Source organism: Nostoc sp. C96, assembly GCF_059384975.1.
This window is the reverse complement of sequence record NZ_CM182020.1, coordinates 3552663-3576134: the sequence shown is the minus strand read 5'-3', so window position 1 is coordinate 3576134 and position 23472 is coordinate 3552663. Positions and strand designations below refer to the sequence as shown.

The window sequence follows — 23472 nt, the reverse complement described above, 5'->3', positions numbered from 1 at the left end:
CTTAAGTTCACAAACACAGCGGTTGAACAATTAAATCTTTTAAAGTAATTGTGAAATTACGCTGTTGTGCTGTGGCAATAAATGAAATGATCGCCTCACAAGTCACAGCCACAGTTAACATCACCAAGTTTCGCGCTAAAGGATAGTCACAGACATCATCATTCACCTCAGAAGGTACGCGATAAACTTCATTCCAAATAATTTCTGCATAATCAGCAGCTAACCCAGCATGAATACAAGGAATGCTAAATTGATCAGCATAATCTTTCAAGGCTTGACGTGACACACTGTTGTCAAAAACATCAACAATTAGCTGACTATCTTTGAGTAGTTGATTGGTATTTTCTGATGTCAATTCTTTAGTTTTGGCATCAACTTTAGTACCAACTGCACGATATAAATTATTGGCTAAAATTTTGGCTTTGAATGCGCCGACATCAGCACGGTAGTAAGGTTGAGTGGAAAGATTGCGTTCTTCAATGCGATCGCGATCAATCACTGTCAGTTTATCAAAACCAGACCGCGCCAAGTTCTCAGCAATATTAGCCCCTAATGCACCTGCGCCGCAAATTGTTACAGGATAATTCTTTAACTTTGCCATAACAGCATTGCTGCGATAAAGCTGTTCGTGAAAAAAAATACTCATTATTGCTTTGCTCCAAGTTAAAAGTAAAAAATAAAAAGACAAAAGTAAGAAGTAAAAATAAATATGAATCACTAAAATTTCTATAAATTCTCTTTTTACTTTTAACTTTTTACTTTTAACTTATAGTTGTTGTTCCATGACAGCAACTAAAGATTGCAAGTCGAAATCGCGATCGCGTCCACTCAGACAAATACCAGAACTAATTACCGTCAAATCAGTTTTAGCGATCGCACTACTGTGACGCACACCATCCGCAGTTGTCCAATCAACTGTCCAGTAATCACCGCGATCATGAAATTGGTTTAATTCACCACCACCCATCTGCAAAGCTTTTTTCAATCGCTTTTCATCTTGTTTGGTTTGATCAAAACCCTCAATCCGCTTAGTTGCTAATTCATACACAGTGCGAATTTCTGGAGTCAAGTCCTTAAACTGCAATTCCTCCACTGGAATCAGTCGCTTCACAGCAGATTGTAGAGTTTCTACAATTATCGGATCTGTACGGCGATCAAGATCCTCAAACCAGCAAGATTGTCCATTCCTACGAGCGATAATTTGCTCAAATACTCCAGCCTCAGTTACTAAATGTACTGCGATCGGCTTTACTACCTGCGATCGTTGACGCACATCTACTTCATTCACCGGATATGCTAACCAAGTTTTTCCCTGTAATTGAAGTGCTAACCGCAACCTGATTTGAGGAAAATGTTGCAAGTATTCTCCAATGTGGGGTAAGTCGGCTTCTTCGACAACCTTTGCTGTCTTCGTATCCACAGGCTGAAAAATACCCCAACCTTCAAATTTACTCGGCTTTGGTATGAAGGTGTAAACCATCCCCGCAACCTTTGTGCGAACTCGTCCACCTTTGACACAAGGCGCGAGAAATTCGGTAGTAAATAACTCGGCTTCTGCATTAGCAATTTGATTAATTAGCTTACGTATATTAGTCATAGCGAAGAGTGATTTACGCAAAATTACATAAGTTTTTTATAAAATTTAAGTATATAAATGATATGTCACTTTTAGTGGCAAATTAGAGATTAAATTAAGAAAAACAGAAGGCATTTACACCAAGTTTGAATAGGTTGTAAAAAAGAAGATATTTAAATCTCACGCAAAGGCGCAAAGACGCAAAGAGTATGAAGACATAGTATGTTCATTTGCTACTTGGAATTGCTATATTTGCACCATCAAAGTAAAAATCATGACTACAGAAATACAAGAGTTATCAGAGTCTCGGAAAAAGTTAGCATCTGCTTATCGAGCAGTTTACGCAATTGGTGTTTTGTGTACCTTTTTCGGTTTAGTAGTTTTAATTGCCGTAATTTTAAGTGATGAGCATCGAAACGCTGAAGATTTGGTATTAGGAATTTGTTTTTTATTTTTTGGTATACTCTATACATTTTTAGGTTTTTTTGTCCAACGTAAATCTAAAATTGCATTAGGTATTGCAGTCGGATTAATGTCGATAAATGTGTTCAATGGCATTTACAATTTGATTCAAACTGGTAAACCATTTGGCTTACTCATTCCCCTCGTATTTTTTAGTCAGACATTAGAAGGATTCAAAGCCATACAATTATTAAAATCCAAGACTTGAGGTAAATTTGAATCTTGTTATTGCTTCCCAACTATGAATATAATCCCGCGTGCAAGTTGATGGAGCATTGCGTTTTCTTAGTTACTAGAGGGACTCCACTGGTGAGTTATTACACACTCTTTAAAAGATGGCTACTTTCAAGCCAACTTCCCAGGTTCTTCGCACTCCCCGTTCACAAACGCCCACTGCATTTGACAGTGTTACTTTTCCTCTCGTACTAGTATGTAGGCTCCAATAGTCAGGTCACGCAAGAGATGAATTAAGGTTTTTAGCAAAGAGTAAATATTGATTTTTTGCGCCCTTGCGCGAAACAAAAAACATTCTACTAATCAGCAACACCAAAATTGCTTGAGGTTATTAAGTGCGTCAAGTATAAACATAACGCACCCCTTTTCGATTCTACTTATCCTCACGCACAGGCAATGGCATATCTAGAATCTCCATTAGCAAGTCTAGGCGAGAGGGACGTGTTAGCAGTGGAACAAGATTAGGCAAGCTGTAATAGTCGCCGGCGAAGGTGAAGGTTTCTACTGGTGCTTGCTGCTGCTTGAGTTGAGTTTCTAGCCAGTTGTAATAAGTACCAAGACGAACAATTACAACATTAGGCATAACTGCAAACTCACGACAGTAAGTCTTATAGGCTTCACTGAAGTAAGGTGTAGCATTTTCACCTTCATCTGTCACCAGAATAATTTGGTCAACTACCTGCTTTTTCTTCCGCATTGCTTCCAATGCACAGCCGATACTCGTACCACCGCCTGCATTGATGTGCTGGAAGGCACGCTCCCAATCTGTTAACTCTTTGCCTTTAGCGGTGACAGGGTAAGGAATGGTATCGAAGGCGTAGACAAACAATTCTGCTTGGGTGATACCAGAGATCAGCGCAGCAAGTTGCTTACCAAGAGCGATCGCATTATCCATTGAACCAGATTTGTCAATCAGCAAAGCGGTTGGACGCGCAATTGTTCCGCGTCGTTTCACCTGCTCATTAGTGACTTTTTCTAGTCGCGCAACGGTATCTGCGTCTAAGTCTGCGGTGTTTGCGGCAATCTGGGCTTTAAATGCAGCCACACGCCCACTTTTAGATGCTTCTTCCAGCTTAGAATCAATCAGCTTTTTGACTTCTGGATGATCCATTGCACCCCGCGCCTGGAGTGACTTGAGGTTATTGATCACTTCTTGGGGAGTCATGCTGTTGATTAACGCCACCAAAACAACTGGTGTGAGTTGTTGGATTGCACCGATCGCAATAGTATAGGGAATCTTGAATTCCACAATCAATCTTGCTTGTTCGGCGGTACTTTTTGCCTTAGCCAGTTGCTTCAGCACATTTGCCAAAGAACCCTCTGGTGGAGTGTCGCGGAATAAAATCGCATTTGCACGTTCGTTTGGTTTGATGTGCAGAGACGCATACAAATGCTTCATGGCTTTACGTCCTCGCAGCGCCGCGCGATCGAATAAAACCGGATTGCTTTCTCTGGTTTTGAGGTAACGTCGCACCGCAGTCCGCGCCGAACGTGGCATTTTATTCTGCTGCTGCTTCATAAAATCTACTACACGAGCCACCTGATAAGGCGGAAACTCTTGCAGCATCATAAAACCAGCTTCTCTGTGTTCAGTCAAATTGCTGGTGAGCAAGTGAGCCACAAACACTTCCTTGTGATCGCGGACATCACCATAACGCTGATACCAAACTGCCAAATGTCCGTAAAATATGGGGTCGAGTTCAACTATTAACTTATGAATTTCTGCAACTTGCTCAAGTTTGCGGTGAGGCGTTGTCAGCAAACTATTGAGCATTTCTAAACGCAAGTCGCGTTCTGTAGTATTCATAATACCTCCTCTAGTTATGTTGCATCAGGAGGCAGATGTTGCACGCGGGGTGATATTGTCACCGCGCAAGTTGTAGAAGCATTGGTGTAACTGATTCAGAGTTATGTAAGCTTCTGCGATCGGGGCGCGGCAACAACTGCCGATATTATGTTATTGGAGAGAAACAACAGCACCAGTTTCCTCTAGTTGCTGTTTGAGAGTTTCAGCCGCTACTTGATCCAATCCTGACTGCACCACTTTAGGAAGAGAATCTACAAAGTCTTTTGCTTCTTTGAGTCCCATTCCAGTTAGCGCACGGATGACCTTGAGTAAGGCAATCTTTTTCTCCGCCGGAACCGATACCAATAAAACATCAAATTCGGTCTGAATTTGCGGTTGAATTTCATCTTCATCTCGTTTACCAATCCGAACTAATTTCGGTGTGGAACTATCAACATTGAAGGTTGCTTCAATCTGCTTGACTAATTGAGTAGTTTCATTGGTAGTGAGAGACTTGATTTGTTCTAAAATTTCTAAAGTTTTCACAGACATATAGCAATCCTAAATCATTTATTAAATTCTCTTTGTTCTCTTTCTTTGTGTCCTTTGTGTCCTTTGTGGTTCGTTAAAAAAATATTTTTCACAACTCAGGCAGGATTGCTATATCAAACTCCAATGAGTTGCATTTAACTCATAATTTGTGATGAATAAAATCACTTCATGTAAGTCGAAAAAGCTGTTGATTCATACACGGGGGTTGTAGATGCCCTATGGGCAGCTTCCCGAAGGGTACCCGTAAACTCTTGCTTTTAAGTCAAGTGCCTATTCCAATTCGGCTAGTATGTATGCCTTTGCGGTTAGGACACGAAGTGAAAAATTTTAAGTTTGAGAAAGTTGTTTTAAAATCCATCGGAGTTGTTTTTTATTACACTGTTGTTTTTTCACAGCATAAATTCCACCGGCTGAACAATACTCATTAAGTACACCTTTAAAAATATCCTTTGTATAATCTTTTGGGTCATAGGGAAAATCTTCAAAAGTAACGAGATACCATATATCTTTTATTTTTTGGTATTGATGATAATTATCAATGGGAATAACATCATTATTGTTTGGGAGACTCCACCTATGAGTTACTCGCCTTGCTACACAAAGAATCCCAGTTTCTGGATGAACATAGAAACAATTGCGGTCAATCCCATCTAATTTAATTCCATACCACCGATAAGACTTCCCATACAAGACACCATCAATGATTTCTACGTGGCGTTCAACTAAATCCCACAAATGACCAATAACGTGCTGTCCTGTCATTGTGTTATTCTTTAAACGTTGACAGAGTTTGCTATAAACATCATCCCAAGGTTGTCCAACATTACAGCGCAAAAACCGACGCAAAGGGCCAAGCTGATCTGAAGGATACTTTGTTCTATGTCTGCGGTTAGTTTTAATTATGTAGGGATTGAATAACCCATATTCAGTTGCTTCTTGGGTGAGTTTATACAGTTGCTTTTGATAGCCTGTCTGCTTTTTTAAACTAATTCTTCGACCATGACGAGGACGTTCAATCACAACTTCGCTCAAACGATGTTCGCTCATAACTTATGTTATTCAAAAATAGTTTTACTGATGGGTTTTTGTGGCTACATAAGTTATGGAACATCATGGAAATCACCTCTCTATGATTGAATTAATGTTTTAGTTAAATACAATTTCAATTATTGGAATTCCGCACAAGTTAGCAAAGCTATTTCACAGTCGCCTTTACCAATTAGGCCACGCTCCCATTAGTGGAAGCGGTAGGAATTGAACCTACATATCCGTTGCCGGATGGTGTGTAGGCTTTACAAGTTAGGGCGCGGAATAAATTCTTAAAGAATTCCGTGCAAGTTCAAAAAGCTTTTTACAACTACGGCCGTTCTTACCAAATATTGGCAGTGGACACGCACGCTAAATCTGCGAGAGACTTAGAAATCATGCTTCGCTAGTTCGATCGCTCGAATTTTACTACCTTAGAGCCGTTATCAATATGTATGTATGCTTGATGTGTCAGGACACGGAAAATTAGGGTCTTCAACCGTAGACAGCTTCAGGACGCACAATCAAATCACCACTAGGGCGGCGATCTACGATGTAAGCAGAAAGGCGATCGCTATTGACATCTAAATGTCTAGCTACCTGTTCTTTGACTGCTACATCATTCATCTCTGCAACAATGCCTAGTTGTCTTTCTGCAACATCAACAGAACGTCCTTCAAATCGAATATGAACCATTGGAATCACCTCTTTTAAATTACAAATGAGTATTAGTGGATCTGATCGGAATTGAACCGATACCCTCCCTGTGAGAGTTGCACTCACTCCTCATGCAAGTTGAAAAAGCCGTGGTAACACACGCAGGAATCGCACCTGCAACTTATCGTTCTCAAGACGATCGCTCTACTTATTGAGCTAGTATGTAAGCTTTTTCGGTTAGGACACAAGTGGAATCCGGGAACTCTACCGTTAGAGCTACAGACCCATGTTTTCATGATTGCAATGCTCTGATTGAAATCAAAGTCATTGCAAATGGAGCCGTTGGGAATTGTAGGCTTTGCCTTCCCGAAGGGTACACAAATCCTGCAACCGTCCGTTTGTTGGTTTCGGAGCAGTCGAACGCCAATCGCGGCCCCAACAGTGGATAATGCCGAAAATAGCTGTGTTTATCGATTCATCAAGGTTCTGCAAGAATTCGTGTTTGCTTTTTGAGTGGGCTGCCACCTTTGTATTACATTTGTAGTATGTATTTCAAATAATGTCAAGAGGATAGTTAAAAGATTTAGGGAGGTAGCACCGCACCTCTACTTCGCTCGGCGACCAGCGTAAAGAAGATTCTTATACCGTTTCACGAAAAAAATGATAAAAGTTTATGGGTTTTTCATTCTTTCCCCCTGCTCCCAGCCCCCTGCGGTTTATTTGTATCAAACTTAAAGTGAAATGGTATTACCCCTTGCACCCAGCACCCAGCCCCTTATTCTCTTCAATAAGTCGGACATCTTTTTGGGCTATATATTGAAATGATTTTGTGAATATTCCGGGACGAATTTCACCGTATAAATACTATGAAAAAATATCATCCGTCTTGAATATTGTGGAAAATACGGTTATTTAACTAGTTTTAGTAAATGATATTTTATCCAGAATTTTATGCTGCATTTATCTAACATTAATTGAATAGAAACTACATTAGTAAGACAGTTATTTAGTCATACTAACAATGTCGATAAAACACAAAACAAAATTTGCTGTGATTCCTCTATCTCTAGCAACAGTTACCTTAGCGAGTTTAATAGAACCAGCTATGGCTGTTAATTTGGGAGTCGCGCAAGATTATAATGTCTTCGTGTTTGGAGACATGAATCAAAGTTCTGACTCTGAAGGTCGGGTAGCTGTTGGTGGTAATGCTACATTCAGCAATTTTGGGATTGCTGACCGTCTAGCTAATTCTAATGGTACAGATACTAGATTGATTGTAGGTGGAGATTTAACTTACAACGGCGGTCAAGTTTTTGGTGGTAATGCTGTCGTAGGTGGTAGTGTTAAAACCCCTGTTAATTTCAACTGTTCTCCAAACTGTGGTGTTCGTTCAGGTACACCGCTTAATTTTGAGACAGCCCGCCAAGAATTAACTTATCTTTCTGACTCTTTAGGTGGGTTAAGTGCAACAGGTACTACAGAGTATAAATGGAGTGGAATTCATCTTCAAGGCAACAATAGTGATTTAAATATTTTCACTATTGATGGTTCACAGTTTTCTAACAGCAGTTATTTGAATATTAGTGGAGTAGGTACTAATTCTACAGTAATTTTTAATATTTTAGGTAATAGCGTCAACATTAGTAACTTTGGACTTAATCTGAATGGACTGAATAAACAAAATATTTTGTTTAACTTTGTTGATGCTACTCAAGTAAAAACAACTGGGTTCTCTTTCTACGGTAGTGTACTTGCAACTAAAGCTAATGTCCTCTTTAATAACGGGAATGTAGAGGGAACTTTAGTAGCTTCTTCGTTATCTGGTAGTGGTGAGTTTCACAATACTCAGTTTGCTGGGAACTTACCTAACATACCCAAGCCACAGCCACAAACCCCAACTGAACCAACGAATCCAACTCCAGAAACACCTGTAACTCCAACGAATCCCACTCCGGAAACACCTGTAACTCCAACGAACCCCACTCCGGAAACACCTGTTTCAACTTCAGTACCAGAACCAAGTACGGTTATGGGGTTACTTTTTGTAGTTGGTTTATTTGGCTTTTCTCGCCGGAATAAATTATTCATTAAATCAGCCATAACTAGTGAGAAAATTTAGTCAGTAACATTCAATTATGTCTGAGAAACTAGATCCCCGATTTCTTTGAGAAGTCGGGGATCTAAGATTCTAAGTTATTAAATGTTTGATTTATAATTTTTGACATGAATCAAAATCAAATTCATTCCCAAAACTGGTTACAAGAAAGTTATATTAAGGCGTATAAATTTGCTGCGATCGCTCATCAAAATCAGAAGATGCCAGGTTCAGAACTGCCTTATATTATGCACCTGAGTTTTGTGAGTATGGAAATTATTGCAGCTTTGAGCGTGGAAACAGTAGCTGATGGTGATTTGGCAATTCAATGTGCAGTTTTACATGACACCATCGAAGACACAGATACAACTTTTGAGCAAATTAAAGCTGAGTTTGGTGAAGCAGTCGCCCAAGGTATACTTGCATTAACTAAAAATAATAATCTGGCAAAGCATCTTCAAATGGCGGATAGTTTAAGGCGGATAAAACAACAACCGCCAGAAGTCTGGATGGTAAAGTTGGCAGATAGAATCACTAACCTCCAAGCACCGCCACATTACTGGAATCAAGAAAAAATTGCCAAATACCGAGAAGAAGCTATGCAGATATACACAGCTTTGAAAGATGCAAGTCCATTTTTGGCTGCACGGTTGGCTAGTAAAATTGAAGGCTACAAGGCATTTATCAATTCAGAGGATGTTTAAACCAGTTGAAATCAGGTAAATTATGCACTGTTGATGTGAGTTTTTTGACTAGTAAGGGAAGACTACTATTAGTTGGGTGTCAATAGAACTAAAGGAAGGGATTTTGATATTTGATTGATTTTCCTTTAACACATTGCTATTGAAGATTCTTCTACGTAGATATCCAGGAAATAACTCCATTATGATTCAAACATCTTTACTCGACGACGAGATAAAATCGTTAGAACTACCGATAGAACGTGATCAGTTTCTGCGGACTATTATCCGAGAATTAGCTGGAACTTTACAAGATGTGGTTGGTATTGAAGAAGCAGCAGGTTTTTTGAATGTAGTTGGCTATCGAACTGGTCAGCACGTCAACCAGATATATCATAACGGCTTGCAACTATCCAATCTCTCCCGTGAGCAGGTAACAGCAGTTCTTGTCGATTGGAAACGCCGGATTCAAGGCGACTTTTATGTAATTGAAGAAAGTGATGAGAAAATAGTTTTAGGCAATCGCAGATGTCCCTTTGCAGAACAGGTAGAAGGGCGCGAAGCTATGTGTGTGATGACATCGAATATATTTGGTGCGATCGCAGCGGATAATCTCGGTTATGCAAGAGTCGAGTTAAAAGACACAATCGCTAGAGGTGCAAAGGAATGCACAGTGATTATTCATCTCAAACCGAGTGAAGAAGTAGAGGATTTTGCTGGACAAGAATACTTTAAAGTTTAGTAGCAGCATGAAGCTGATAATCTCGTGGCTGTAATATGTCTCGGCTGAAGTTGATTCCCTGAAACATAGCTGAGTCTTTTCACTTTTACTCTGTTCGTGTTCCGTGCAACAGCAAAGATACGGCTGCTATACCTCAAGATCATGACACCTGATCAATTTTTAACCTTTGCCCAGGTTTTGCCAGAACCTATGCTGCTGATAACTAGCACAGGTGAAATTTTAGCAGTCAATCAAGGTGCAACTAAATTGTTTAATAAACCTAGTAAAGCACTGATTGATCAGTCTTTTAGTGAGTTTGTCACTGATTCGCCAGAGAAGGTAGCTGATTATCTTAAAGCTTGCGCCCAAAGTCGTCAAATGATTTTGGGCGCTTTTAGTATTCACCAAGCCCAAGGAGAGGGAATTGCTTGTCGTAGTCAAGGGGGGGTAGTTCAGCCGCGATCGCCTCAAAGCCCCGCAATCATTTTACTACGGTTAGAAAAGCGCAAGAAAAATGAATTTGTTGTGCTTAACCAAAAAATTCATGCACTAAGTAAGGAAATTCAACAGCGCCAACGCATTCAGGTTGAACTAGCACAATCGAATGAAACCTTAAAACACACTCTGATCAAACTGCAAAATGCTCTGGAGGCTGTGCAAACAGAAAAAATGTCTGGGTTAGGACAGTTAGTTGCCGGAATTGCCCATGAAATTAATAATCCCATTAGCTTTATTCATGGAAATCTCGCTTATGCCAGTGAATACTATGATGATTTACTCAAACTAATTCACCTCTATCAACAAGAGTATCCCCAGCCAACACCTAAGATTGAGCAAGCAATTGACAACATAGATCTTGATTTTCTGCAAGAAGATATCCAAAAATTACTCCAGTCTATGCAGATGGGTTCTCAGCGGATTGCTGAGATTGTCAAATCTTTGCGAAACTTTTCTCGATTAGACGAAGCAAAATTCAAGTTAGTTGATATTCATGAGGGTTTAGAGGCGACATTGATGATTTTACAAAGTCGCCTCAAACCTAGCGCTGAGTATTCTGGCATTGAAGTGATTAAGGAATATGGTGAATTGCCGTTGATTTATTGTTCTCCTGGGCAACTCAATCAAGTATTTATGAACATTGTAAATAATGCGATTGATGCTTTAGAAGATGCGGAAAGATGGCGATCGCTGGCAGCGTCACCAGAATTAAAGCAAAATTATCCTAGTCGCATCTGGATTCATACAGAGAAACTCAACGATTGTTACATTGCCATTCGCATCAAGGATAACGGTAACGGTATACCCTCCCAGATTCATCACCAAATATTTAATCCTTTCTTTACTACTAAGCCTGTTGGTCAAGGCACAGGATTAGGCTTATCAATTAGTTACCAAATTATTGAGAGCCATAATGGTCGAATTAATGTGATGTCTGATCCAACCTGGGGAACTGAATTCAGCATTGAATTGCCGATTGTGGAAGAATCAGACCTAGAGTATTAAGCAACAACACAGACAGGTTATAAATTAACGCAGAATAGAGATATGGCTATAGTCCTTATAGCCTATTGTTTGTTTTACCTGAAATCCCTGTGCGTAACCGTAACCTGGAAGAAACTCATTTAAACCGCGCCCGTGCTAGTCTCCGACAAGCGTTATCTTGGTATGGATATCTTCGCAAGTCAGGACAGTTATCATTTAACCCAGAATTGGCGGGTTTGGTAAAGCCGGAATTAGAGGTTTTGAATGCCACACTCAGTAAACTGGATTCTAATTTAATTAAAATAGCTGTTTTTGGTTTGGTGAGTCGGGGAAAATCGGCAGTGTTGAATGCGTTGCTGGGAGAGAAGATTTTGCAAACAGGGCCGTTAAATGGGGTGACTCAATGGCCGCGTTCTGTGAGATGGCAACCAGCAGGAGGCAAGATAATTGTAGAGTTAATTGATACTCCGGGATTAGATGAAATTGCTGGGGAATCACGGGCGCAAATGGCGCGAGATGTGGCGCGTCAGGCAGATTTGATTTTATTTGTGGTGTCTGGTGATATTACGCGGACTGAATATCAAGCATTGCTAGATTTACGTCAGGCGCAAAAACCGCTGATTTTGGTATTTAACAAAATTGACCTTTACCCAGATACAGATAGAGGGGCAATTTATCAAAATTTACAACAACTTGGTGCAGGACATCCCCAAGGTAAGCCTTTGTTACCCGATGAAATTGTGATGGTGGCGGCGGAACCTGCACCGCTGGAAGTACGAGTAGAATGGCCGGATGGGCGAGTGAGTTATGAATGGGAAACGCCACCACCGCAAATTGAAGAACTTCAAGAAACTCTGTTGAAGATTCTTAATCGTGAAGGCCGATCGCTTTTGGCTTTAAATGCACTACTACAAGCACGGGAAGCAGAAGCGGCGATCGCGCAAAAAACTCTTGATTTACGCGAACAAGAAGCAGAAGCCATTATCTGGCAATTTACTAAATATAAAGCTTTAGCTGTAGCGCTCAACCCGATTGCTGTTTTAGATGTGCTTGGGGGAACTTTTGCCGATTTAGCTTTAATTCGGGCTTTGGCGCGGTTGTATGGTTTACCAATGACTAGCTATGAGGCGGGGAAAATTTTTAAAACTATTTTAATGAGTTCTGGTGGTTTATTAATTGGAGAATTAGGCAGTAGTTTTGTATTAGGATTAGGTAAAAGTACCGCAGCGATCGCTAGTGGTGATAATCCAGCAAATATTACTGGCTTTGCTGGTAGTGCGATCGCGCAAGCGGGAATTGCTGGTTATGGTGCTTATGCTGTTGGCAAAGCTGCTCAAGTTTATCTTGCAAAAGGCTGCACTTGGGGAGAATTAGGCGCTAGTACTGTGATTCAAGAAATTCTCTCGCAGGTTGACCAAAATACAATTCTGTATCGTTTGCAACAAGAATTAGGCTTGAAATATTGAGAATTTCAAAGAATTATTTCCCTAATTATTACTGTTTATCAGCCTTTATCAACTTGTATCAAATTCTGCTGATAATTGCCCTAGATGCCTAATTTACAATGCACTATAAAAGTGTGAAGTAGGAAATTTATAGCTAAACATAGCTATGCAGAAGCTAAAAACATTTTTAGTCTCTGAAAAGGCGATCAGTTTTATACTTTGAGACTTCAGACTTCTTACCTTTTTGCATCAAAAATGACAAGAGGGATTTCCCAATTAATTTAGTTTATTAAAAGAGGGTATTCACCACAGCAATATTTTTTTAGCTTATCTAAACTGAAAGTATTGGCTTGTGAATTTCACAGCAGCACACATCTCTCTCTATCTCAGTAAACAAAGGTAGATTTATCATGACAGCAACTTACGACAGATTCGACACTGCAAACCAATCTGAGCAAAATGGTAGCAAAACCATTGAACAAGCAATTTTTGAAGCGATCGCAGAAGCTCGTTCCACTTGTGAAGTAACCGGGGATGGATCTCCTAACTGTGCTGTAGCTTGGGATATCGTCGAAGAATTACAAGCTGAAAAATCTCATCAACAGCAAGCACAACACCGCAAAACCTCTCTAGAATCATTCTGCGACAGACACCCAGAAGCTTTAGAGTGTCTGATTTACGATGTTTAATTCTCGCGTAAATTAGCCATTGCTGATTTCGTCAATTGTTTAATTACATCTAAATTTGGCGGTGGTGTTTCACTTTCCATCCCTAACCATAAAAGATATTCTACATTCCCGGCCGGGCCTGTAATGGGCGACCAAGTTAAGCCTTTGTATTTCCAGCCTAATTGATCTGCGGCTTGTAATACCTGAAAGATGGCATCAGCTTGGTCGTTAAAATCACGCACTACACCTTTTTTGCCAACGCGGGATTTTCCTACTTCAAATTGTGGCTTCACTAACAATACGGCTTCACGGGGAGCTTGAGTTAATTGCCACAGTGCAGGCAAAATCTTGGTTAAGGAAATAAACGATACATCCACCACCGCTAAATCGGGAATGCGATCGCCTTCACTATACAATTGTTGGGGTTGTAGTTGTCGTAGATTTGTGCGTTCTCGCAAAATCACCCGTGCATCATTTCGCAACCGCCAATCAACTTGGCCGTAACCGACATCAATACCATAAACTAAACTGGCTCCTGCTTGGAGCAAACAATCAGTAAAGCCGCCTGTAGAAATTCCACCATCTAGACAAACCCGTTCAGCGGTAGGAATGGCGAATTTTTCTAAAGCTTTTGCGAGTTTTTCGCCTCCACGGGAAACAAACCGCGATCGCTCTTTAACTTTGATTTGCGCCGCAATATCTACTTCTGTTCCCGGTTTATCAACTATCTGCTGATTAACAGTCACTTCTCCCGCTTGAATTAGTCTTTGTGCTAAAGCGCGAGAAGTACATAAATTTAATTCTACTAATAATATATCGAGTCTTTGTTTAACCAACTAATATTAGTTCTCCTTTATTAAAAATCGAGTAGTTCAGATCCCCGACTTCTTTAAGAAGTCGGGGATCTTATTCTCCTGATAATATTAAGTCTAAAGCACGGTTAATAATTTCTTCGCTGTTAACCAGCTTTTCTAATTCTTCTGGTTCATAACGACCTTCTTCTACTTCTAAAGAAGCTTGATCAATGGCATTTAAATAAGCTTCTGCCAAAGTTTCTCGGAGTTCTTCTGACATGAGATAATAACCTCCGGCTTTACGGCGCTTATTTTCTCGTTGAATTTCTCGAACTGAATTCCGAATGGAGACATCCCAAGAACGAGTTGTGCGATTTTCAGCTTGTTGTTTAATTAGATGCAACAACAAAATTACAGCATAGCTACGAATCGTTTTGATGATGTCATTGCGGCTCATTTCTGCTAATTCTTCTACTATAATTAATGCTCCTGGGATATTACCTTGAAGCAGCAATTCTTTCAGAGTTAATAATTCTTCCATAATTAGCGCCTCATACCATTTTGCATTTTAGTACAAAAATAGTAAGGTGCGTTAAGAGGTTGTTTTAAAAGTCATAAAAGATACTAAAAACCCCTCTCCAAACCTCTCCCCGACGCGGAGAGAGGCTTTAAAACCCCCATTCCCTCGTAGGGAAGGGGGGCTGGGGGGTTAGGTTTTTAAGATTTTGATGTTCACAATAATACTTTCCAAACATCCTCTAAGAGAGTATTCCTAACGCACCGAAAATCTTGGATGGTGTAGGGTTATGTATTTTAAACTTTATTAGATATTTCTTCTGTGCTTCCTTTCAAGCGAGTGATTGAACTTTTGCGGATGCGATCGCTTTTGCGAACACCACCAGCCATCTCATATTCCGTGCTGTCATTGCCATATTTAAAAGCAACCCCAATTAGCATTTTTTCATTAAGAGCGCCTAATTTTTTTTCTAACTCTTTCATTGCCATTTTGGAAGAGTCAATCACAGCTAGAGCAGTATTATAAGCATCAATTTTGCTACGATATTGCTCAATTAGTTGTGTCATATTTTGCAAATTGCGCTCGTCTCCAAAATCCATATTTGGATCAATTGCTTTCAGTCCAGAGACTCTTAATTCAGCTTTTTCTAAAACGCGGGGTGTACGTTTTTTCAGAGACATAGCTATTCTCCTAATAATACTTCTAGAGCTAGTTTGTCTTAATCTAACTGCATTCCGCGTCAGCAAAATTCACAAACATTAATATTTGTTATCTGATTTTTTTGGGTAAAAACTGGTGTTTTTGCTTAAATTTAAAAGACGTTGCATTGCAACGTCTCTACATTTTGCTTATTGCATCAAAATTGACCTAGTTAAAATACTCATCACTTCGGCTGGATTGACGGTTGGGAGTAGTGGACTCCAATCTCCCACACTGGCGTAGCCAATTACTTGCAAATAGTGAATTGTACTGGTGACGGCTTTGGGTGAACCAATTAATAAATGTTTAATAGGTTCTCGGTGGGGAAATGGCTGTTGAGAAATTTGATTGAGGATGGAGGAATTGCTATCTTCGCCTAAGAACTGCGCTAATTTTGATTGGGCGGAATTTGGTAATTGTGCCATCATGATATTTATACTCCGATATTGGGGTTTGTATAAAGGCGATCGCTTTCTTCTTCGCGGGATTGGGCGATCGCTTTTATCATGTCTTTTAATGTAATGTATAATTTTATACTTGTCAATTACTAAAGCAAAGATTTTTGTTAAAAATTTGCTAGTTTTTACAGAGACAAATTATGTTGCGTCAGAGTAATCTTAGTAAGACTACTTAACAGAATTACTGCAATTGTGAACAGTGATTTAATTTAGATAAAGTTGATAATTTGGCTAAGTACAATTACTAAGTGAATATAGGATTTTGTATTGATTACTAACGACAAGGTTTCGTGTAGTGACGACAAGGTTCTGATTACTAACGACAGAGTTCTGTGTAGTGACGACAAGGTTCTGATTACTAACGACAGGGTTCTGTGTTGTGACGACAAGGTTCTAATTACTAACGACAGAGTTCTGTGTTGTGACGACAGGGTTCTGATTACTAACGACACAAGATGTAGATGTAGGTTAGATGTATAACGATGTGAAACCCAACATTTCCGAATTTTTATTAGAGGATATCTCAGAAGCATTCCTGCTAACATCTAAGTTTTAAAAACCTAGCCCCCTTCCCTACAAGGGAATGGGGGTTTCAAAGCCTCTCCCCGAAACGGAGAGAGGTTTGGAGAGGGGTTATTAGTATAATTTTCGACTTTTCAGACATCCTCTTAAGCTGAGTGAAGTGGAGCGCAGTCTACTCTTCTATGATTATTCAACTAAATGAACCCAAGGCAAAACAAAATGAACCTGATTAAATAAACGTTTATCACCTGTGTAGAAGTTTGCCTGAAATCTTTGGGCTAATGCTAAATAATGAGCATCATAAGTAGCTGGGAGGTTCAATTGTTGCGCGATTTCCCAAGCTTGTTGATGAAGTTGCTGATCACCGTAAAATTGAATAGATAAATTTAAAATATTATTGAGACATTCTTGAGCTTCTGTAGGCAATAATTGTTTTGCCAGTTGCATTCTATGAAATACATTTGTGACTTCGTAGCATAAAAGAGTTGGAGCAATAATCTGAGCTTGGTTCTGTTCCCAGTTATCCCATAAAGTCAAGTATGGCGATGTTTTTGAGGCTGAAGTAACTAACTTAACTAAAAAATTAGCATCTACACAAATAAATATTGCAGTCATGATTGTTGTTGACTGGGTAACTAATCTGCTAACAATTGTTGATCTCGTTCTTCTCGCATTTGATGAATTATTTGGTCAATATCTGGCTCAAAGGGTTGCCCATTATATCTTTGTTGAATAGCTTGAGCATGAGTTAAAATTTTGGTTCGTACCTCTTGCCAATTAGATTTATGTGCTAATTTTTGCTTTAATAGTTCTTGTTCTTCAACAGATAAAGCTTTGATGGCATTAACTAAAGATTCAACAAGCTGAATGTTCATAAGTTGTTGCAATATAATATTAAAATAAGCATTGTGTTGATTGTTAACTAAAGTAGCATAGTTGCAGTATCTAACAGTAAACTAGTTCGAGTCTATTGCAACGCATTGGATTTAAAATCTAAAGTTTTGCTTTAAATTGCGTAATTTAAGCCTAAATACTTGTGTTACTAAATAAGTAGGATGCACCTAAATTAAAGTAGCACATGGAACCTTTAACTACTGCTGACGACAAGCCGCCTCACGTCTACACACTTGACTCTGTAGCCACCACTAAAACCTTACAAAAAACGGGTAAGAGAACAGTTAAGAGATTATTAGCTGTAGGTGCAGTTTCTTTATCTTGCCTGTGGTTGTCTGTAGTGCCGATGGGTAAAGCATGGACGCAAACTAGCAAGAATGCAGAAGTTTCGACTTATATTAAAGAGTTAAAAGACAAAGATGCAGAGGTTCGCTACAAAGCTGCTGAAGCCCTGGCGGAGATGGGAGGAGAAGCAAAAGCGGCTATTCCGGCTTTGATTACGGCTTTGCAGTCTGACAAAGATGCAGAGGTTCGCTACAAAGCTGCTGTTGCTCTGGGGAAGATGGGAGGAGTAGCAAAGGCGGCAATTCCCGCTTTGATTACGGCTTTACAGTCTGACAAAGATGCAAGTGTTCGCTCCTTTGCTGCTATTGCCCTGGGGAGTATGGGAGGGGAAGCAAAGGCGGCAATTCCCGCTTTGATTACGGCTTTACAGTCTGACAAAGATGAAAGTGTTCTCTCCAATGCTGCTATTGTCCTGGGGAGTATGGGAAGGGAAGCAAAGGCGGCAATTCCCGCTTTGATTAAGGTTTTGCAGTCCGACAAAGATGCAAATGTTCGCTCCTTTGCTGCTGCTGCCCTGGGGAGTATAGGAGGGGAAGCAAAGGCGGCGATTCCGACTTTGATTACGGCTTTGCAGTCTGATAAAGATACAAGTGTTCGCTCCAATGCTGCTTATGCCCTGGGGAAGATGGGAGGAGAAGCAAAGGCGGCGATTCCGGCTTTGATTACGGCTTTGCAGTCCGACAAAGATGTAAATGTTCGCTCCTATGCTGCTATTGCCCTGGGGAGCATGGGAGAGGAAGCAAAGGCGGTGATTCCGGCTTTGATTACGGCTTTGCAGTCCGACAAAGATGTAAATGTTCGCTCCTTAGCTGCTGCTGCCTTGGGGAGCATAGGTGAAAGCTTTCAAGACAAAGCAGGTACTATGCCTTTTGCAAAGTTAGACAAAGCCATAGCAGATTTAGAAAAAGCACTCAAAGCCTTAAAAGATAGTAAAGATAAAAATTTAGGCAACAGCATCGCCTCTATCACTCGATCGCTTGATGCCTTAAAAACCAAAAGACAATCGCGCCTCCTCGACAGAACTCTAGAATGGATAGCAAAACACCCTTGGGTAACAGGGGCATTAATTTACATTATCTTCTTCCCTTCCCTCTGGCTTATCTTATTACGAGTGCGTCCTTTATGGATATTACACGTCAACAACGCCCTCAAACCTTTATCTAGTTTTAAATTACCCGATGCCTTTGGCGGTTTAACTTTCCCTATCCGCACATTATTATTTATCGAATTCTTTAACTATCACCCCAGAGTGCTTGATGCTTGGGTAGAAAAACGCCTCAATTCCGCCAAACAAGGATTTAACAAAAAGAAAACCGTCACAGAACGTTCTGTTTACGTCCCCATTCCCGTAGTTTTAGATAATCATAATCTCGCACAACTCACAGCCACAGATTTACAACCAATATTTAATCAAAAACGCGCAACATTATTAATTTGGGGAGAAGGTGGTGCTGGTAAAACTAGTCTCGCTTGTACTTTGGCGCAATGGGCAATGAATGACAATGAAACTCAGCGCCTTGCTAAACACCGGATGTTACCAGTGTTAATCGAACAAGAATTAGATCATCCTTTAAAAGAAACCATCGGCGGGCAATTGCAAGCACTAATTAGTGAAGCTCAAGCAATTGACAATGAATTATTAACAAACTTACTGCGCCAACGCCGCATCTTAGTTATAGTAGATCACTTTTCGGAAATGGGTGAAGCGACACGCAACAAAATTCATCCAGCCGAAACAGATTTCCCAGTAAACGCCCTCATTGTCACTTCTCGCTTAGAAGAAAAACTAGACGAAGTACCCAAAACCACAATTCAACCGTTGCGCGTTGCAGGTGATAAACTCTCATCTTTTATGGAAGCGTATTTAACCCAACGCCGCAAACGTGATTTGTTTACCGATGTGGAATATTTTGATGCTTGTCGTCGTCTTTCATTGATGGTAGGACAACGCAATATTACCGTATTGCTGGCAAAACTTTACGCCGAACAAATGATTGCTACAAAAGAAGGAACAGCAATTGATTTACCAGAAAATATTCCTGATTTAATGCTGGCATATATTAATGAACTAAATCGAGATAGATTAGCAACTGAACCAAATAATCGTACCGTTCAAAAAGATGCTCAAGTAATTGCTTGGCAATGTTTAAAAACAACATTTCATCCTACATCTGCCAAACTAGAAGATATTTTAGCTGCACTTGATGACAGTGACACAGCACCAGAGCGTTTACAATTTTTAGAAAAACGTTTGCGATTAATTCAAACAATCGGCGCAGCGCAAGATAAAGTTCGTTTGGCATTAGATCCATTAGCAGAATATCTCGCTGGTTTATATTTAATAGATACCTACGGTGCAGATACAGCATCATGGCAAGATTTTCTCACTCAAGTTAACGCTATATCAGATGTCGAATTAATTAAAGGTTTCTTGTTAGCTGTGCGAGATTGTTGTTTAGCCAAGGGTAAAGAAGCCGGAGTTCCAGATTTTGTAGCGGATGAATTAGCATTGAAGACTGGTTTAACTACGCCAGCACCTGCGGTATTAATTAATTCTTAATTTGTACTTTGTAATTATGTGATGTTTACAACGCGAGAAGTTCAGATACCCGACTTCTTAAAGAAGTCGGGTATCTCGTTGTATCAATAATCAACGTGCGATGGTTGTGCGGTAGGCGATCGCTATTTGTAGATAGAATAAATTAAAGTGATTTTCAAACAAAAACATCATCATGTCTTCGCTTCCCGTCAACGAAGCTCAAAAGCAGTTACAACAGCTAATCGACCAAGTTGCAGAACAAGGTCAACCTGTAATTATTCAAGGCGATCGCGGTAATGCTATTCTGCTGTCAGAAAAAGATTGGTCAGCAATTCAAGAAACTCTGTACTTATTATCTGTGCCTGGAATGCGAGAATCTATCAAAGAAGGACTAGCAACTCCTATTCAAGAATGCGATGAGGAATTGAATTGGTGAGTTGGCGTTTAGTTTACACAAAGCAAGCACAAAAAGATGCGAAGAAACTAGCCTCTAGTAATTTAAAAGAGAAAGCTGAGGAATTACTCGCCATCCTTGAACAAAACCCTTGGCAAAATCCTCCACCTTACGAAAAGCTAGTTGGCGACTTAACAGGTGCGTATTCTCGCAGAATAAATATACAGCACAGATTAGTATATGAAATCATTGAATCCGAGCAAGTAGTCAAAATAATTCGGATGTGGACACATTATGAGTAAATGCCTAAATGCGTAGAGACTCGTCTTCAGTCATCACCTTTCATCTTAAATAACTGTAGTATGCTTACATAACCCGTGTAAATCATACTAATGAGTTTGGTAAACCTAACTACAGCTAAAGTTTCAATTATTATTCCCACTCTCAACGAAGCCGGAAATATTAAAGGAGCGATCGCCAGCACTCAATCTAGTGCAAATATAGAAGTGATTGTGGTTGATGGTGGCTCTAGTGATGACACAATAGCAATTGCTCAATCATTAGGTGCTAAAGTTATTTCATCATCTCCCGGTCGTGCAGTGCAAATGAATGCAGGTGCGGTGGTAGCAAGTGGCGAGGTGTTGCTGTTTCTTCATGCAGATACTCGTTTACCTGTGGGGTTTGATGCAATGATACGCACAGCACTGCAACAGCCTGGAAGTGTCGCTGGTGCGTTTGATTTGCAAATTGATGCCGCAGGTTTAGGTTTAAGGTTGGTGGAATTGGGAGTAAAATGGCGATCGCATTTAATGCAAATGCCTTATGGTGATCAAGCAATCTTTTTAACTCAACAAGTATTTCAACAAATTGGTGGTTTTCCTGAGTTACCTATCATGGAAGACTTTGAATTAATCCGGCGATTAAAGTCTACAGGAAGCATTGTCATTATCAACACGCCAGTTATGACTTCAGCGCGGAGATGGGTAAAAAAAGGCATTATTCAAACTACCTTACTGAATCAAATTATTATTATTGCTTATTTGTTTGGCGTTTCCCCTGCGCGAATTCGTAGCTGGTATCGCCGGGAAAAGTTTAAGAGAATTTAAGCTATCTCTCATTTAAATAGCTTATCTTAATTAAAGACTATATAACGAACCACAGAGACCCAGAGAATACAGAGAGATGTTTGCACAAATGATTTAGGATGGACAAATCATGGTGACACAATCACAGCCAAAACTCAAGGGCAAACTTAAGTTTTTACTATTAACGATACTTGTAGCGGTAGTGATAATTGCTGCGAAAATTTTTAACCTTCCAGCAATTTTTACTACTTTAGTTGTTCAGGTCAACAGCCTGGGTGTTTGGGGTATAGTTGCTTATATAGGCATTTACAACTTAGCAACATTATTATTGATTCCTGGTTCAGTTCTAACTTTAAAAGCAGGTTGTTTATTTGGTTTGTTTTGGGGTTCAGTATATGTTTTAATTGCTGCCATTATTGGTGCAGTTTTAGCATTTATGATTGGACGTTATGTATCTAGAGATTGGGTGTCACGCCAAATTGAGCAACATCCTAAGTTAAAAGCCATTGATGTAGCAGTTGCTAAAGAAGGATGGAAAATTGTTTTGTTAACGCGGTTATGTCCCTTATTCCCCTTCAACTTATTAAATTATGTTTTTGGTGTCACGCAAGTTTCTCTTAAAGATTATGTATTAGGTTCTTTTGGCATTATTCCTGGAACAGTCATGTATGTCTATATTGGGACATTAGCAGGCAATTTAGCCATGAATAATATGCCAACTTCAGCCCTCACTCCAGAGACAAAAACTTATCAATTAATTATGCAAATTATTGGTTTACTGGCTACGGTGGCTGTAACTATTTATATTACTAAAATTGCCCATAAAGCTTTAAATCAAAGTATTGCGGAAATAGAACCAGTACAAGAGCAAACAGAAAAATATGGAAAATAAATTATTCATGCTCAGTTGGCGGAAATCAAGCCAATTGTTTCTGCCAATGTTAGCAATAATAACTGTAGCGATCGCAATTTTATTTCACCCAGAATCAGCCCTTGCTCAAACAGCAGCACCAACAACCTCATTCAACCCCCAAGTTATTTTACGGAATGCTTTGCAATGGATTGAGAGTTTAGGAACAGTTGGTGCATTAGCTTTTATTGGGTTGTATATTATTGCCACCGTGGCTTTTTTACCTGGTTCAATTCTCACCTTGGGCGCGGGTGTAGTTTTTGGTGTAGTTTGGGGTTCATTGTATGTATTTGTGGGTGCAACTCTGGGCGCAACAGCCGCATTTTTAGTCGGACGTTATTTAGCCAGGGGATGGGTTGCAAATAAAATTGCCAATAATCAAAATTTTGCTGCAATAGACCGCGCGGTAGGTCGAGAAGGATTAAAAATTGTTTTATTAACTAGACTTTCTCCCATATTTCCCTTCAACTTATTAAACTACGCCTTTGGTGTTACAGGAGTTTCCCTCAAAGATTATTTTATTGGCTCCGTTGGTATGATTCCTGGCACAATTATGTATGTTTATATTGGTTCCTTGGCGGGAAATTTAGCCCTAATTGGTACAGACAGTCAACCAAGTAACCCCACAATACAATGGGCTATTCGGCTAATTGGCTTTATCGCCACAGTTGCAGTCACAGTTTATGTCACCCGCATCGCCCGGAAAGCTTTAGCAGAAGAAGTAAAAATAAACGATGAAGCCTGAAATCTAAAATTTAGTACTTAATATTCTATAATTCACGCGATGTGCAACTTATTCTTGAAACCCCTCTCCAAACCTCTCCCCTGCAAGGAGGAGCCACTGCGTTGCGCGGGTTTACCGCGTTGTAGCAAGTGGCGTTAGAGGCTTTGAATCTTGCCCCCCTTCCCTTGTAGAGAAGGGGTTGGGCGT

General features: G+C 39.9%; 25 protein-coding genes. 13 read left to right on the top strand and 12 right to left on the bottom strand.

The features are described 5' to 3' along the window. Positions 1 to 7: 7 nt before the first annotated feature. Both AC504W_RS15225 and AC504W_RS15220 read right to left on the bottom strand, forming a co-directional pair. A complete protein-coding gene (locus AC504W_RS15225; protein WP_494873152.1) occupies positions 8 to 646 on the bottom strand; it encodes a HesA/MoeB/ThiF family protein in 639 nt (212 codons plus the stop codon). A 120-nt stretch (positions 647 to 766) separates the two neighbouring features. After that, on the bottom strand, positions 767 to 1597 hold the full coding sequence (locus AC504W_RS15220) for a hypothetical protein (RefSeq protein ID WP_494873151.1): 831 nt from the start codon (positions 1595 to 1597) through the stop codon (positions 767 to 769). 253 nt (positions 1598 to 1850) lie between these two features. Here AC504W_RS15220 and AC504W_RS15215 point away from each other — a divergent pair, with 253 nt between their 5' ends. Then, the gene (locus tag AC504W_RS15215) at positions 1851 to 2246 is read left to right on the top strand and encodes a hypothetical protein (RefSeq protein WP_494873150.1); all 396 of its coding nucleotides are present in this window, start codon (positions 1851 to 1853) and stop codon (positions 2244 to 2246) included. 399 nt (positions 2247 to 2645) lie between these two features. Here the strand turns inward: AC504W_RS15215 and AC504W_RS15210 are convergent, their stop codons facing one another. The 4 genes from AC504W_RS15210 to AC504W_RS15195 form a co-directional block, all read right to left on the bottom strand. After that, a complete protein-coding gene (locus AC504W_RS15210; RefSeq protein ID WP_494873149.1) occupies positions 2646 to 4079 on the bottom strand; it encodes a vWA domain-containing protein in 1434 nt (477 codons plus the stop codon). A 150-nt stretch (positions 4080 to 4229) separates the two neighbouring features. Continuing rightward, positions 4230 to 4610: a 50S ribosomal protein L7/L12 gene (rplL, locus tag AC504W_RS15205; RefSeq protein ID WP_494873148.1), complete on the bottom strand. Its 381-nt coding sequence runs from the start codon at positions 4608 to 4610 to the stop codon at positions 4230 to 4232. 327 nt (positions 4611 to 4937) lie between these two features. Further along, positions 4938 to 5657, bottom strand: a complete 720-nt coding sequence (locus AC504W_RS15200) for a hypothetical protein (RefSeq protein WP_494873147.1) — start codon at positions 5655 to 5657, stop codon at positions 4938 to 4940. Positions 5658 to 6131: 474 nt separating this feature from the next. Further along, positions 6132 to 6332 (bottom strand): hypothetical protein, encoded by a 201-nt coding sequence (locus AC504W_RS15195; protein ID WP_494873146.1) that lies wholly within the window; start codon positions 6330 to 6332, stop codon positions 6132 to 6134. A gap of 982 nt (positions 6333 to 7314) precedes the next feature. Between AC504W_RS15195 and AC504W_RS15190 the strand changes: the two genes are divergently transcribed. The 6 genes from AC504W_RS15190 to AC504W_RS15165 all read left to right on the top strand — a co-directional run bounded on the left by AC504W_RS15190 (position 7315) and on the right by AC504W_RS15165 (position 13405). After that, complete coding sequence (locus tag AC504W_RS15190; protein WP_494873145.1) at positions 7315 to 8412, top strand: choice-of-anchor A family protein; 1098 nt, start codon at positions 7315 to 7317, stop codon at positions 8410 to 8412. A gap of 104 nt (positions 8413 to 8516) precedes the next feature. Next, positions 8517 to 9092, top strand: coding sequence for an HD domain-containing protein (locus tag AC504W_RS15185; protein ID WP_494873144.1), 576 nt, complete (start codon positions 8517 to 8519; stop codon positions 9090 to 9092). Positions 9093 to 9273: 181 nt separating this feature from the next. Beyond that, positions 9274 to 9810 carry a methanogen output domain 1-containing protein gene (locus AC504W_RS15180; protein WP_103126699.1) on the top strand — a complete coding sequence of 179 codons (537 nt, stop codon included), beginning with the start codon at positions 9274 to 9276 and terminating at the stop codon, positions 9808 to 9810. 141 nt (positions 9811 to 9951) lie between these two features. Beyond that, positions 9952 to 11292 carry an ATP-binding protein gene (locus tag AC504W_RS15175; protein WP_494873143.1) on the top strand — a complete coding sequence of 447 codons (1341 nt, stop codon included), beginning with the start codon at positions 9952 to 9954 and terminating at the stop codon, positions 11290 to 11292. A gap of 89 nt (positions 11293 to 11381) precedes the next feature. Then, entirely contained in the window at positions 11382 to 12737 is a 1356-nt protein-coding gene (locus AC504W_RS15170; protein WP_103126697.1) for a DUF697 domain-containing protein, read from the top strand. A 389-nt stretch (positions 12738 to 13126) separates the two neighbouring features. After that, complete coding sequence (locus AC504W_RS15165; RefSeq protein WP_096577635.1) at positions 13127 to 13405, top strand: Calvin cycle protein CP12; 279 nt, start codon at positions 13127 to 13129, stop codon at positions 13403 to 13405. On the opposite strand, the gene AC504W_RS15160 is transcribed toward AC504W_RS15165, so the two are convergent. The 6 genes from AC504W_RS15160 to AC504W_RS15135 all read right to left on the bottom strand — a co-directional run bounded on the left by AC504W_RS15160 (position 13402) and on the right by AC504W_RS15135 (position 17249). Then, positions 13402 to 14220: a TlyA family RNA methyltransferase gene (locus AC504W_RS15160; RefSeq protein WP_494873142.1), complete on the bottom strand. Its 819-nt coding sequence runs from the start codon at positions 14218 to 14220 to the stop codon at positions 13402 to 13404. The two genes, AC504W_RS15165 and AC504W_RS15160, sit on opposite strands and share 4 nt — an antisense overlap. A gap of 70 nt (positions 14221 to 14290) precedes the next feature. Beyond that, a complete protein-coding gene (locus AC504W_RS15155) occupies positions 14291 to 14719 on the bottom strand; it encodes a DUF29 family protein (protein WP_494873141.1) in 429 nt (142 codons plus the stop codon). A gap of 272 nt (positions 14720 to 14991) precedes the next feature. Then, positions 14992 to 15375 (bottom strand): hypothetical protein, encoded by a 384-nt coding sequence (locus AC504W_RS15150; RefSeq protein ID WP_494873140.1) that lies wholly within the window; start codon positions 15373 to 15375, stop codon positions 14992 to 14994. 168 nt (positions 15376 to 15543) lie between these two features. Continuing rightward, entirely contained in the window at positions 15544 to 15822 is a 279-nt protein-coding gene (locus AC504W_RS15145) for a hypothetical protein (RefSeq protein ID WP_494873139.1), read from the bottom strand. A 738-nt stretch (positions 15823 to 16560) separates the two neighbouring features. Further along, positions 16561 to 16989, bottom strand: coding sequence for a type II toxin-antitoxin system VapC family toxin (locus tag AC504W_RS15140; protein ID WP_494873138.1), 429 nt, complete (start codon positions 16987 to 16989; stop codon positions 16561 to 16563). Between the two features lie 20 nt (positions 16990 to 17009). Next, positions 17010 to 17249 carry a hypothetical protein gene (locus AC504W_RS15135; RefSeq protein WP_494873137.1) on the bottom strand — a complete coding sequence of 80 codons (240 nt, stop codon included), beginning with the start codon at positions 17247 to 17249 and terminating at the stop codon, positions 17010 to 17012. A gap of 203 nt (positions 17250 to 17452) precedes the next feature. Here AC504W_RS15135 and AC504W_RS15130 point away from each other — a divergent pair, with 203 nt between their 5' ends. From AC504W_RS15130 to AC504W_RS15105, 6 genes are all read left to right on the top strand, one after another. Further along, positions 17453 to 20173 carry a HEAT repeat domain-containing protein gene (locus AC504W_RS15130; RefSeq protein ID WP_494873136.1) on the top strand — a complete coding sequence of 907 codons (2721 nt, stop codon included), beginning with the start codon at positions 17453 to 17455 and terminating at the stop codon, positions 20171 to 20173. Positions 20174 to 20345: 172 nt separating this feature from the next. Next, complete coding sequence (locus AC504W_RS15125) at positions 20346 to 20588, top strand: type II toxin-antitoxin system Phd/YefM family antitoxin (RefSeq protein ID WP_494873135.1); 243 nt, start codon at positions 20346 to 20348, stop codon at positions 20586 to 20588. Continuing rightward, a complete protein-coding gene (locus tag AC504W_RS15120; RefSeq protein WP_190981658.1) occupies positions 20585 to 20848 on the top strand; it encodes a Txe/YoeB family addiction module toxin in 264 nt (87 codons plus the stop codon). The genes AC504W_RS15125 and AC504W_RS15120 overlap by 4 nt, the downstream gene beginning before the upstream one ends. 90 nt (positions 20849 to 20938) lie before the next feature. Next, a complete protein-coding gene (locus AC504W_RS15115) occupies positions 20939 to 21652 on the top strand; it encodes a TIGR04283 family arsenosugar biosynthesis glycosyltransferase (protein ID WP_494873134.1) in 714 nt (237 codons plus the stop codon). Positions 21653 to 21761: 109 nt separating this feature from the next. Further along, positions 21762 to 22523, top strand: a complete 762-nt coding sequence (locus tag AC504W_RS15110; RefSeq protein WP_494873133.1) for a TVP38/TMEM64 family protein — start codon at positions 21762 to 21764, stop codon at positions 22521 to 22523. Beyond that, the gene (locus tag AC504W_RS15105; RefSeq protein WP_494873132.1) at positions 22513 to 23286 is read left to right on the top strand and encodes a TVP38/TMEM64 family protein; all 774 of its coding nucleotides are present in this window, start codon (positions 22513 to 22515) and stop codon (positions 23284 to 23286) included. Before AC504W_RS15110 ends, AC504W_RS15105 begins: the two co-directional genes overlap by 11 nt. Positions 23287 to 23472: the final 186 nt, after the last annotated feature.